This window comes from Ewingella sp. C233, from assembly GCF_055407225.1.
Genome location: NZ_JBUZRI010000007.1, coordinates 89,771 through 101,689 on the forward strand (window position 1 = coordinate 89,771; position 11,919 = coordinate 101,689).

General features: G+C 51.3%; 10 protein-coding genes. 7 read left to right on the top strand and 3 right to left on the bottom strand.

The window, feature by feature from the left end; all coding sequences use genetic code 11:
- Nucleotides 1-58 precede the first annotated feature (58 nt).
- A complete protein-coding gene (locus ACZRKO_RS21365) occupies nt 59-922 on the top strand; it encodes a YicC/YloC family endoribonuclease (RefSeq protein WP_463739248.1) in 864 nt (287 codons plus the stop codon).
- Between the two features lie 79 nt (nt 923-1,001).
- On the opposite strand, the gene fabF is transcribed toward ACZRKO_RS21365, so the two are convergent.
- Nucleotides 1,002-2,276, bottom strand: coding sequence for a beta-ketoacyl-ACP synthase II (gene fabF / locus ACZRKO_RS21370; RefSeq protein WP_463739249.1), 1,275 nt, complete (start codon nt 2,274-2,276; stop codon nt 1,002-1,004).
- Between the two features lie 156 nt (nt 2,277-2,432).
- The gene (locus tag ACZRKO_RS21375; RefSeq protein ID WP_463739250.1) at nt 2,433-3,053 is read right to left on the bottom strand and encodes a TetR/AcrR family transcriptional regulator; all 621 of its coding nucleotides are present in this window, start codon (nt 3,051-3,053) and stop codon (nt 2,433-2,435) included.
- Nucleotides 3,054-3,430: 377 nt separating this feature from the next.
- Between ACZRKO_RS21375 and ACZRKO_RS21380 the strand changes: the two genes are divergently transcribed.
- A complete protein-coding gene (locus ACZRKO_RS21380) occupies nt 3,431-4,048 on the top strand; it encodes a trimeric intracellular cation channel family protein (RefSeq protein ID WP_463739251.1) in 618 nt (205 codons plus the stop codon).
- On the opposite strand, the gene ligB is transcribed toward ACZRKO_RS21380, so the two are convergent.
- Nucleotides 4,045-5,781 (bottom strand): NAD-dependent DNA ligase LigB, encoded by a 1,737-nt coding sequence (gene ligB / locus ACZRKO_RS21385; RefSeq protein ID WP_463739252.1) that lies wholly within the window; start codon nt 5,779-5,781, stop codon nt 4,045-4,047. The genes ACZRKO_RS21380 and ligB overlap by 4 nt on opposite strands.
- Nucleotides 5,782-6,060: 279 nt before the next feature.
- Between ligB and gmk the strand changes: the two genes are divergently transcribed.
- Genes gmk through recG form a run of 5 tightly spaced genes read left to right on the top strand, consistent with a single transcriptional unit; the run spans nt 6,061 to nt 11,918 of the window.
- On the top strand, nt 6,061-6,684 hold the full coding sequence (gmk, locus tag ACZRKO_RS21390) for a guanylate kinase (RefSeq protein WP_463739253.1): 624 nt from the start codon (nt 6,061-6,063) through the stop codon (nt 6,682-6,684).
- A gap of 54 nt (nt 6,685-6,738) precedes the next feature.
- Complete coding sequence (gene rpoZ, locus ACZRKO_RS21395) at nt 6,739-7,014, top strand: DNA-directed RNA polymerase subunit omega (protein WP_056777549.1); 276 nt, start codon at nt 6,739-6,741, stop codon at nt 7,012-7,014.
- 19 nt (nt 7,015-7,033) lie between these two features.
- Complete coding sequence (gene spoT, locus ACZRKO_RS21400) at nt 7,034-9,139, top strand: bifunctional GTP diphosphokinase/guanosine-3',5'-bis pyrophosphate 3'-pyrophosphohydrolase (protein ID WP_463739254.1); 2,106 nt, start codon at nt 7,034-7,036, stop codon at nt 9,137-9,139.
- Between the two features lie 5 nt (nt 9,140-9,144).
- Nucleotides 9,145-9,840: a tRNA (guanosine(18)-2'-O)-methyltransferase TrmH gene (gene trmH, locus ACZRKO_RS21405; protein WP_463739255.1), complete on the top strand. Its 696-nt coding sequence runs from the start codon at nt 9,145-9,147 to the stop codon at nt 9,838-9,840.
- Nucleotides 9,837-11,918 carry an ATP-dependent DNA helicase RecG gene (gene recG / locus ACZRKO_RS21410; protein ID WP_463739256.1) on the top strand — a complete coding sequence of 694 codons (2,082 nt, stop codon included), beginning with the start codon at nt 9,837-9,839 and terminating at the stop codon, nt 11,916-11,918. Before trmH ends, recG begins: the two co-directional genes overlap by 4 nt.
- Nucleotide 11,919: the final 1 nt, after the last annotated feature.

Consider the following 11,919-nt stretch of genomic DNA (forward strand, 5'->3'; position numbering starts at 1 on the left):
CATGACCCGCCCACCGAAGCTATAATCGCTTCATCTTTACATTAACAGGTATGCAGACATGATCCGTAGTATGACAGCTTATGCCCGCCGCGAAATTAAAGGCAACTGGGGCAGCGCAGCGTGGGAACTCCGCTCGGTAAACCAACGTTATCTCGAAACTTACATCCGTCTGCCGGAGCAATTCCGTAGCCTGGAGCCGGTCGTTCGTGAACGCATCCGTGCCCGCCTGACTCGCGGCAAAGTAGAATGTAATTTGCGTTTTGATCTCGACCCAGGTGCGCAAAGCGCGCTGCAACTCAACGAAAAACTGGCTAAACAGCTGGTCGAAGCGGCGCAGTGGGTCAAAATGCAAAGCGATGAAGGCGAAATTAACCCGCTGGAAGTTCTGCGCTGGCCGGGTGTGATGCTAGCTGAAGAGCAAGATTTAGATGCAATCAGCACTGAGCTGCTGTCAGCACTGGATGCCGCCATTGATGACTTCATCGCCGCCCGCGAAAGTGAAGGCGCGGCATTGAAAGTCATGATCGAACAACGTCTCGATGGCGTCAGCGCTGAAGTGGTGAAAGTTCGTGCCCACATGCCTAATATTTTGCAATGGCAGCGCGAGCGTCTGATCAGCAAGCTGGAAGATGCGCAAGTTCAGCTAGAAAATACCCGTCTGGAGCAGGAACTGGTATTGATGGCGCAACGCGTAGACGTGGCGGAAGAGCTGGACAGACTGGAAGCACACGTCAAAGAAACGCATAAAATCATGAAGAAAGAAGAGGCTGTAGGCCGCCGTCTCGATTTCATGATGCAGGAATTCAACCGCGAATCGAACACCCTGGCCTCCAAGTCGATTAACGCTGATGTCACGACCTCGGCTATCGAGCTGAAAGTACTGATCGAACAAATGCGTGAGCAGATTCAGAACATCGAATAATCTCAGGCTGGTGAACACAACAAAAAGCCCGCTAAAAATCAGCGGGCTTTTTTCGTTTAGCACCTGGAAAACCGTCGAATCAGTTTTCCCAACGTTTCAACAGTACGCAGGCATTGACGCCACCAAAACCAAAACCATTCGACAGTGCGTAGGTGATGGCATGGGGCTGTGCGGTGTTACCGACAATATTTAGGCCTTCGGCTGCGGGATCTTTATTTTCCAGATTCAGCGTAGGCGGCACGATTTGGTCGCGAATCGCCAAGATGGTGAAAATAGTCTCCAGACCGCCCGCCGCACCAAGTAAATGACCGGTAGCCGATTTGGTCGAGGTCACAGCCAGTTTACCGTCAGTGCCGAACAAGGTTTTAATGGCGTTGATTTCACCCAGATCACCTACAGGTGTAGACGTGGCATGTGCATTCAAATGCTGAATATCCGACGGCTGTAAGCCCGCCTGACGCAAAGCGATTTTCATCGCGCGCCCTGCGCCATTACCGTCTTCCGCACCGGACGTCATGTGATAAGCATCACCACTGGTACCATAACCGACAATCTCAGCCAGAATGGTCGCACCCCGCGCTTTGGCATGTTCCAGTTCTTCGATAACCAACATACCGGCGCCTTCGCCCATGATAAAACCATCACGGCCACTGTCGAATGGACGGGACGCTCTCTCAGGATGATCGGTGTGGCCAGCGGACATCGCTTTAGCCGCAGCAAAACCACCGAGGCTGACGGTATCGATCGCCGCTTCAGCACCACCGCAGAGCGCTACGTCGGCTTCGTCATTGCGAATCAAACGCACTGCATCGCCAATTGCCTGAACACCAGCGGCACAAGCCGTTACAGGCGCGCCTATCGGCCCTTTGAATTGGTGCTTAATGGAAACCTGACCCGCTGCCAGATTGACCAAGAATGACGGAATGGTGAAAGGTGACAAACGTTTAGCACCACGGCTGTCGTTGGTGCGTACCGCATGAGCAATAGCCGGGAATCCACCGATACCGGAACCGATCACGGTCGCCGTGCGTTCCTGCTGTTCTGCGGTTTCCGCTTTCCAGCCCGCATTGGTAATGGCCATATCCGCTGCTGCCATGGCGAACAGAATGAAACGGTCCATTTTTTTCTGATCTTTCGGCACCACGAACTGGTCTGGATCGAAACCAGACTCAGGGTCTTGCTCTTTGGTTTGCACCTGACCACCAATTTTTACGGTCAGCGTTTCAACGATCTCTTCCGGCAACACACGGATACCCGATTGCCCCGCCAGCAGGCGTTTCCAGATAGTTTCGATATCGCAGCCAAGAGGACTCACAGCCCCCATGCCGGTAATAACCACTCGACGATGAGTCATAAAATGTTCCTCTTTCGTTCTCTACGTTCATTTTAATGCGCTGGCTCGCTGGAAAACTGACTCAGCAACAGCGGGATGTTTTGCCATAATGGATGACAGTATGTGATGAATTACGATTTTGCAAACCTGTAACCTTAAAATATCTTATGCAGAATGTTAATTCGACAGGCTACGTAATACCAAAGAAGTGATAGCTACCACGCGTTCTTCAAGCTGCTCAGGTGTTTTCTGCTCGAGCATTAATGGATGTGAGAACGGCGTCATGACACTGGTAATGGCCAGACAGACTTCATCAAGGGGCGTTTTGCGCTCGAACTCTCCGGACTCTCTGCCATCGACAATAACCTGCTGGATAATACTGTAGACCTCAGCCCGATGATTCTGTGCTGAAGTCCAGCGCTGAGCCGCGGCAGCAGCGGCAATATCATGCAACTTCCGGTCTTCGAAAAACAGATCCAAACTCTTGGTCATCAGTGCTTTAAAGATCGTACGAAGCCGCAATGTTGCCGATTCATCACTATTGGCAATCTCGCGCAACGCTTGGTCTATCTGTCCCACGCGTTGAGAACATACAGCTTCACCAATCGCCTGTTTTGATTCAAAAAACTTATAAATATACGCACTGGAGACGCCAATTGCCTTTGCCAGATCGGCAACTGACGTTTTGGCGTAACCATAGTGACGGAAATGGTCAAAAGCGGCATTGATGATTTGTTCGCGCCGTTCATGTTCTGCGGGTCCGCGCTGCGCTAGGGCAACCGAAATATCAGGCTTCATGCAATCCTCCCGGCGTGTACGTCAGTGATTTATTCCATGATGGATGGATATTGTAATTGGTAATGATTTTTAATAATCGTAACCTTTCAACCTTCTTTACGCCATACCTATTGATGACTTAAATGTCTCGAAGGTAGGCGAAGAGCATTTCAGGTACGCGTAAATCACTCTGAACAAGAATGATGGAATACCGATTATTTCTAATCCGAAAAAACAAAACCATGACTGTGACCCTTGCATACATTGCTTAAAATGACCTCATGCATTAGATTTATTAATCTGGGTTGGTATCTCACAGAAAAACTCAGTCGTGACATTTAACAAATCTCTTTACCCTGAAGAGCGATAAATCCTTATTTTTAAACCTGCGAAAATCTATGTTGCTTACCGTTCTTTATATTATTGGCATCACTGCTGAAGCCATGACCGGCGCGTTGGCGGCCGGCCGTCGTAAAATGGATACTTTCGGGGTGATTATTATCGCTTCAGCCACGGCGATTGGCGGCGGTTCGGTACGTGACATGTTGCTGGGTCATTATCCTTTGGGTTGGATTAAACACCCTCAGTACATTGTGATTGTGGCGGCTGCCGCAATCCTGACCACCCTGCTGGCACCGCTGATGCGCCATCTGCGCCGCCTGTTCTTGGTTCTTGATGCGTTGGGTCTGGTGGTCTTTTCCATTATCGGTACGCAGGTGGCTCTCGATATGGGGCACGGCCCAATTATTGCGTCGGTTTGCGCAGTCATTACCGGCGTATTCGGCGGCGTTTTACGCGATATGATGTGCAATCAAATCCCTCTGGTATTTCAGAAAGAAATCTATGCCGGCATCTCTTTTGCCTCGGCCTGGGTCTACATAGGTCTGCAATATTTCTCTCTGCCGCATAATCTGGTAGTGATCATTACCCTTCTGGCAGGCTTTATTGCACGCCTGATTGCTTTACGGTTCCGGCTCGGTTTACCGGTATTTAACTACCCGCATTCTGACCACTAATTTCTCTCAATTTTTTCCTCGTTCCCGGAAGTGCCGGACTCCAAAAATGCCGGCACTTTTTCCTTACTTAATAATTCAGTCAGCGCATCCACCTGAGGATGATTGATAAAAGCCATAATATCGTCCACCCGCCTTTCCCCTATCCCTGCCGAATGCCGCCATTGCGAAGACTTAACATTTTTGACCTGATACCAGTTTCTGTAAGTCGCCGCTTCATTGACGGCAAATACCGGGAAGCCCAAAGCGGATAGCCACTGCCTGAATGTTTTTTGTCGCGAAAGCTGGATCTGAGCGAAAATCTTTTGCGCCTTTTTGGCGCTGATGCCCGGTACTGAGCCCAATGTTTCCGGTGTCAGCTGTAACCAGTCGGTCAAACTTCTGACTTTGTGATCCACAACCAGCGAACGCCATGTGGCACCACCAAGCCCTGACATATTTAGTCCCTCGGGACCGCTAAGCCAAATAAGGCGGGCAAGGAATTGCGGCCGACATTCTGGCGTAGGTAAAAAGCAACTGAGAGCAGAGAACTCTTCAGATTGAGGCAAAGTGGGTAATGTCCGATCTTTCACTCTCCAAATCACGCTGTCTAACTTCGGAATCCCCTGCCCGGCAAGTGTGATAGCAACTTGATCGCCGGGAACAACATCCCATTGTTTGAAACGTGCCAGAGAACCAAGACTGACTTTGCTGACGGTTTTGTCATCGATTTTGATTTCTTTCAGATGGAGCAAAACCGTCATTTTTCCTCTCCGCCCTAGTGTTGTTTCAATACCCGTAACTTCAGTAGCCTCTGTCACCGGCGGATATTTCCAGGCCACAGCCCAGTCAGCTGTATTATTTCTCCAGTACTGCCCGGCGGGTTCTTCACCTTGGCGAATCACAATACCGTCTGTCGCAAAAGGCAGGGGCTGTCTAAACCACTCTTCGCGCCAATAGGCGACGTCATCCACAGAGTCAACTTTCCGGGTAAATGTGGACGTTTGTGTAAAGCCCAAACGGGTAAGACCAGCCAGGCGATTCTCCATCGTTTGCGGACCATCTGGCCACGACCAGACGAACAAACCGAGCTGCTTTAATAGATCTGATGGCAAATGCCGCATCATGGCGCCCGCAACTTTGGAGCGGGCATTCACTCCGCCAGCCGATTGTTGCTGATGTCCGTTCATCATCAGATAGAGTTCGCCCTGCAGAACCACCAGTTCGCTCTTATCATCAATGATGGAGGGGATTGCAGGAATGAACGGCGCCTTGTTTGTCCAGTCCTGGCCAAACTCACCATCACCACGGCTGAGAAAAGACACCAGCTGACCTTTGCGGTAGACAAGCGAGACCGCCACGCCATCAATTTTGGGTTGTACCCACAAACCCTGATGGGCACGCATCCAGGTTCCGAGCGCTGCTTTATCCCGCATTTTCTTCAGGCCAGTGTGAGCGACCGGGTGCGCCATCAAAATCTGGTGCGCAGAGGCAATATCGCGGGGAGGATTGGGTTCATAGTCTGGCTGTTTGGCACACGCCCGCCAAAAGCGTTCTTTAAGACGTAAATTATCGTAGGACGCATCGTCAATTGGACTCTGCCCTTGCAGATGGTAAATGCCATCCCATTGCCCTAACTGTGCAGCCAGACTGTTGGTTTCTTCACGCAGACGTGACTGAGGCCAGTCAGGGCACTGCGCAGCCTGACAAGATGAGTAAATCAATAATATCAGTAACATTTTGAATATCTGGCGCATTGGCACCTCCTTGTGGGTGTCAAGTAAACGCCGGATTTTTAGAACCTTCCAGTCCCATTAACGGGTGATGCGAGCGACATTCACATCATTAATGTAGGTTGCAGCTAAAAGTCGATATTTTGGAATACAACGCGAGAAATTGACTAACGGCACTGTTTTATCTTATTCAGGTGCGATGAAATACGTCTGAACGCTGCACCAGAAGCGGCTAGCGTGTATACTGTGCGGAAGATCACTCTTCGCACTCTTCCCATCAACCTATTCAGTTGAAATGTCATCATGGTCCAAGGCACGTTATATATTGTCTCCGCACCGAGTGGAGCAGGTAAATCAAGTCTGATTCAGGCTTTGCTGAAAACACAACCGCTCTACGATACGCAAGTTTCTATTTCGCATACGACCCGCGCAGTCCGTCCGGGCGAGAAACATGGCGAGCATTATTTCTTCGTCTCTAAAGAAGAATTTTGCGGAATGATTGAAAACGATGCGTTCCTGGAGCATGCAGAAGTTTTCGGAAACTATTACGGCACCTCACGTGAAGCTATCGAGCAAGTTTTGGCTTCTGGTGTTGACGTGTTTTTGGATATTGACTGGCAGGGCGCCCAGCAAATTCGCAAAAAAATGCCGCAGGCTCGCAGCATCTTCGTACTGCCACCGTCGAAAGACGAGCTTGACCGCCGCCTGCGTGGCCGGGGTCAAGACAGCGAAGAGGTTATTGCAAAACGCATGGCGCAAGCCGTTGCAGAAATGACGCATTTTGCTGAGTACGACTATTTAATTGTGAATGATGATTTTGATCTGGCACTCTCGGATTTAAAAACCATTATTCGCGCCGAACGTCTTCGTCTAAGCCGTCAAAAGCTTCGTCATGACGGATTAATCACCAAACTATTGGCAGACTGAAGTCACTTTCAGTATTATGCCCAGTCTTTCGTCACCCTGTGGAGTAGCACATATATGGCACGCGTAACTGTTCAAGACGCTGTAGAAAAAATTGGTAACCGTTTTGACCTGGTGTTGGTGGCTGCTCGTCGCGCACGCCAGCTCCAATCTGGTGGTAAAGATCCACTGGTCGCTGAAGAAAACGACAAGGTCACCGTTATCGCCCTGCGCGAAATCGAAGAAGGCCTGATCACGAATAAGATCCTTGATGTTCGCGATCGTCAGGAGCAACAAGAGCAGGAAGCCGCAGAGATTCAGGCAGTTACTGCCATCGCTGAAGGCCGTCGTTAATTAACGAAACGGATCTCACTTGTACATCTTCGAAAGCCTGAATCAACTGATTCAAAAATACCTGCCAGAGGAGCAAATTAAGCGCCTCGTGCAGGCTTACCTCGTTGCGCGGGACGCGCACGAGGGGCAGACTCGCTCCAGCGGTGAGCCTTACATTACTCACCCGGTAGCGGTAGCCTGTATTTTGGCTGAAATGAGGCTCGATCATGAGACTCTGATGGCGGCGTTATTACACGACGTCATTGAAGACACGCCTGCGACATATCAGGATATGGAACAACTGTTCGGCAAAAGTGTAGCTGAACTGGTTGAAGGCGTTTCCAAGTTGGACAAGCTGAAATTCCGCGATAAGAAAGAAGCTCAGGCGGAAAACTTCCGCAAAATGATCATGGCGATGGTGCAGGATATCCGCGTCATTTTGATCAAACTCGCCGACCGTACCCATAATATGCGCACACTGGGCTCTTTGCGCCCGGATAAACGCCGCCGTATTGCCCGCGAAACGCTGGAAATTTACAGCCCGCTGGCACACCGTTTGGGGATTCACCACCTGAAAACCGAGCTCGAAGAGCTGGGTTTTGAAGCACTCTATCCGAACCGTTATCGCGTCATTAAAGAAGTGGTGAAAGCCGCGCGTGGTAACCGTAAAGAGATGATTCAGAAGATTCTTTCTGAAATCGAAGGGCGTTTAAGCGAGGCAGGAATTCAGTGCAGGGTCAGTGGTCGCGAAAAACATCTCTATTCGATCTACTGCAAGATGCACCTGAAAGAGCAGCGCTTCCATTCCATCATGGATATCTACGCTTTCCGGGTCATCGTTAAAGAACTCGACACCTGCTATCGCGTATTGGGTCAGGCTCATAGCTTGTACAAACCGCGACCTGGCAGAGTCAAAGATTACATTGCCATTCCAAAAGCCAACGGCTATCAATCTCTGCATACCTCCCTGATTGGCCCTCACGGCGTACCGGTTGAGGTTCAGATCCGTACTGAAGATATGGATCAGATGGCAGAGATGGGGGTTGCCGCTCACTGGGCTTATAAAGAGAATGGCGAGAACAGCACGACTGCGCAAATCCGCGCACAGCGTTGGCTGCAAAGCCTGCTCGAACTGCAACAAAGCGCCGGGAACTCTTTCGAATTTATCGAAAGCGTCAAATCAGACCTTTTCCCGGATGAAATCTATGTTTTCACGCCAGAAGGCCGCATTGTTGAACTGCCTGCCGGGGCGACACCTGTCGATTTCGCTTACGCCGTGCATACCGACATCGGCCATGCCTGCGTTGGCGCGCGCGTGGACCGTCAGCCTTATCCGCTGTCGCAACCACTGACCAGCGGACAAACCATCGAGATTATTACGGCACCGGGTGCTCGTCCAAACGCGGCCTGGCTCAATTTTGTCGTGAGCTCACGCGCCCGCGCCAAAATTCGCCAGATGCTCAAGAATCTCAAACGTGATGACTCCGTTTCTCTTGGCCGTCGTTTGCTCAATCATGCGCTGGGCAGTGGCAAAAAAATCTCCGATCTTCCCCCAGAAAATATCAAAAACGAGCTGGACCGCATGAAGCTCCCAACCATGGATGATCTGCTGGCCGAAATTGGGCTAGGGAATGCCATGAGCGTGGTAGTAGCTAAAAATCTGATGGGTGACCAATCGTCAATGGCAACCAGCGGAACACGCAATCTGCCGATTAAAGGCGCCGATGGCGTGCTGATCACTTTTGCCAAATGCTGCCGCCCTATTCCTGGTGACCCGATTATTGCTCACGTCAGCCCAGGTAAAGGTCTGGTGGTCCACCATGAGTCCTGTCGTAACATTCGCGGCTATCAGAAAGAGCCCGAAAAGTTCATGGCGGTCGACTGGGACGACCAGGAAACCGATCAGGAATTTATCGCTGAAATCAAAGTGGATATGTTTAACCATCAGGGTGCGCTGGCCAATCTTACGGCGGCGATTAACGCTGCACAGTCCAATATTCAAAGCCTTAGCACCGAAGAAAAAGATGGCCGCGTATACAGCGCGTTCATTCGCCTGACTACCCGCGATCGTGTACATCTGGCGAACATTATGCGGAAAATTCGTATCATGCCGGATGTCATCAAAGTCAGCCGTAACCGAAACTAAATGTTATGACTCCAGAACGTTATGCGCGCATCTGTGAAATGCTTGCAGCCCGTCAGCCTGACCTGACGATATGCATGGAAGAAGTGCATAAGCCGCATAACATTGCTGCTGTCATTCGTACTGCTGATGCCGTTGGAGTACACGAGATCCATGCGGTCTGGCCATCAAGCCGGATGCGGACCTTAGTCTCTTCGGCAGCAGGCAGCAACAGCTGGGTTCAGGTTAAAACGCACCAAACAATTCAGAATGCCGTCGCCAAAATGAAGGCGAAAGGGATGCAGGTGCTGGCAACACACTTGTCTGACAAAGCCGTCGACTTCCGCACCATCGATTACACCCGCCCAACCTGTATTCTGCTCGGCCAGGAAAAAACCGGTATTACACCCGAAGCACTGGCACTGGCTGACAGCGATATTGTTATTCCGATGGCGGGAATGGTTCAGTCTCTGAATGTCTCTGTAGCCTCTGCACTGATTCTGTACGAAGCTCAGCGCCAGCGTGAAAATGCGGGCATGTATCGGCGTCAGATAAGCCTTCTGGGCCCAAAAGAACAACAACGGCTGCTGTTTGATGGCGGCTATCCGGTATTATCGAACGTAGCAAAGCGCAAAAAATTACCCCGCCCTTTTATCGATGAAACCGGGCAAATTATTGCTGACGAACAGTGGTGGGCAGCCATGCAAATGACGGTTAAAAGATGAAAGGCCGCTTGCTCGACGCCATCCCGCTCACGTCACTTTCCGGCGTTGGGGCCAGTCAGGCTGAGAAGCTCGCTAAACTCGGCCTCGAAACCATCCAGGATCTCCTGCTCCACCTCCCTTTACGTTATGAAGATCGCACACGTCTATATGCCATTACTGATTTGCTACCCGGGATTTTTGCCACAGTAGAAGGTGAAGTCCTGCGCAGTGATATCAGTTTTGGCCGTCGCCGGATGATGACCTGCCAAATTAGTGATGGCACGGGTATCGTCACCTTACGCTTCTTCAACTTCAATGCGGCGATGAAAAACAGTTTGGCGACTGGCCGTCGCGTGACAGCCTACGGCGAGATCAAACGTGGAACTCATGGAGCAGAGATTATCCACCCGGAATACCGTATCCAGGGTGAGAATAGCGAAGTGGTTCTGCAGGAGTCATTAACACCTGTCTACCCGACCACCGAGGGCATTCGTCAGGCAACGCTGCGTAAGCTGACCGATCAGGCACTCGAACTGCTGGACACTGTCCCTATCGCCGAGCTTCTGCCTGAAGAGCTGAGCCGTTCGTTGATTTCACTGCCTAAAGCCTTGCATCTCCTGCATCGCCCGCCGCCTGATATTCAGCTTGCTGACCTTGAGAAGGGCCAACATCCGGCACAGCGCCGGCTGATTATGGAAGAACTGCTAGCGCATAACCTGAGCATGTTGGCCGTACGCGCCGGAACTCAAAGCTATAAAGCATCACCCTTGCAGCAAGATCACCGCCTGAAAGATCTATTTTTAGCCTCGCTGCCGTTTAGCCCGACGGGCGCACAACAGCGCGTCGTGGCCGAAATAGAGCAAGATTTAGCGAAAGGCTATCCGATGATGCGTCTGGTTCAGGGGGATGTGGGTTCAGGTAAGACACTGGTCGCCGCATTAGCTGCGCTGTGTGCCATTACTCAAGGCAAGCAGGTAGGTCTGATGGCGCCGACAGAACTTTTGGCAGAACAGCATGCCAATAATTTCCGTCAGTGGTTCGAGCCGCTGGGCGTCCAGGTTGGCTGGCTCGCGGGTAAGCAAAAAGGCAAAGCAAGACAGGCACAGCAAGAGGCAATTGCCAGCGGTCAAGTTTCCATGGTGGTCGGAACACATGCGATTTTTCAGGAACAGGTTCTGTTTTCCTCACTGGCACTGGTCATTATCGATGAACAGCACCGGTTTGGTGTCCACCAGCGTCTGGCGCTGTGGGAGAAAGGCAAACAGCAAGGTTTCCACCCGCATCAGTTAATTATGACCGCCACGCCTATCCCGCGTACGCTGGCCATGACCGCCTACGCCGATCTCGACACCTCAGTTATCGATGAACTGCCGCCGGGCAGAACGCCGGTCACGACTGTCGCCATCCCTGATACCCGCCGCAGCGATATAATCGCCAGGGTAAAAAGTGCCTGCGAGCAGGAAAATCGCCAGGCTTATTGGGTCTGCACGCTGATTGAAGAATCGGAAATGCTGGAAGCACAGGCGGCGGAAGCGACCTGGGAAGGGTTGAAAGTTGCCCTGCCCGAACTGAAAATCGGTCTGGTACATGGCCGGATGAAAGCCCAGGAGAAGCAAGCCGTGATGCAGGCTTTCAAGCTGGGTGAAGTGCAGCTATTGGTCGCCACTACGGTGATTGAAGTGGGTGTCGATGTGCCAAACGCCAGCCTGATGATTATCGAGAATCCGGAACGTCTGGGGCTCGCCCAACTGCACCAGTTGCGTGGCCGCGTTGGCCGTGGCGCCATCGCATCACATTGCGTCCTGTTATATAAAACGCCGCTGAGCAAAATGGCGCAAAAACGCCTACAGGTTCTGCGCGACAGTAATGATGGATTTGTGATTGCGCAGCAGGATTTAGAGATCCGTGGGCCGGGGGAATTACTCGGAACCCGTCAGACCGGCAGCGCAGAATTTAAAGTCGCAGATTTATTACGTGATCAGGCGATGATCCCCGAAGTTCAGCGTGTTGCCCGCTATCTGCAACAGCAGTTCCCCGAGCATGCACAGGCTTTGATCGAACGCTGGTTACCTGAACGCGTGCGATACACCAATGCCTGAG

Bases quoted from the DNA above. Each gene is read 5' to 3' on its own strand.
- rpoZ (WP_056777549.1), top strand. From the start codon at position 6,739: ATGGCACGCGTAACTGTTCAAGACGCTGTAGAAAAAATTGGTAACCGT.
- ligB (WP_463739252.1), bottom strand. From the start codon at position 5,781: ATGCGCCAGATATTCAAAATGTTACTGATATTATTGATTTACTCATCT.
- ACZRKO_RS21375 (WP_463739250.1), bottom strand. From the start codon at position 3,053: ATGAAGCCTGATATTTCGGTTGCCCTAGCGCAGCGCGGACCCGCAGAA.
- recG (WP_463739256.1), top strand. From the start codon at position 9,837: ATGAAAGGCCGCTTGCTCGACGCCATCCCGCTCACGTCACTTTCCGGC.
- trmH (WP_463739255.1), top strand. From the start codon at position 9,145: ATGACTCCAGAACGTTATGCGCGCATCTGTGAAATGCTTGCAGCCCGT.
- ACZRKO_RS21380 (WP_463739251.1), top strand. From the start codon at position 3,431: ATGTTGCTTACCGTTCTTTATATTATTGGCATCACTGCTGAAGCCATG.
- ACZRKO_RS21365 (WP_463739248.1), top strand. From the start codon at position 59: ATGATCCGTAGTATGACAGCTTATGCCCGCCGCGAAATTAAAGGCAAC.
- gmk (WP_463739253.1), top strand. From the start codon at position 6,061: ATGGTCCAAGGCACGTTATATATTGTCTCCGCACCGAGTGGAGCAGGT.
- fabF (WP_463739249.1), bottom strand. From the start codon at position 2,276: ATGACTCATCGTCGAGTGGTTATTACCGGCATGGGGGCTGTGAGTCCT.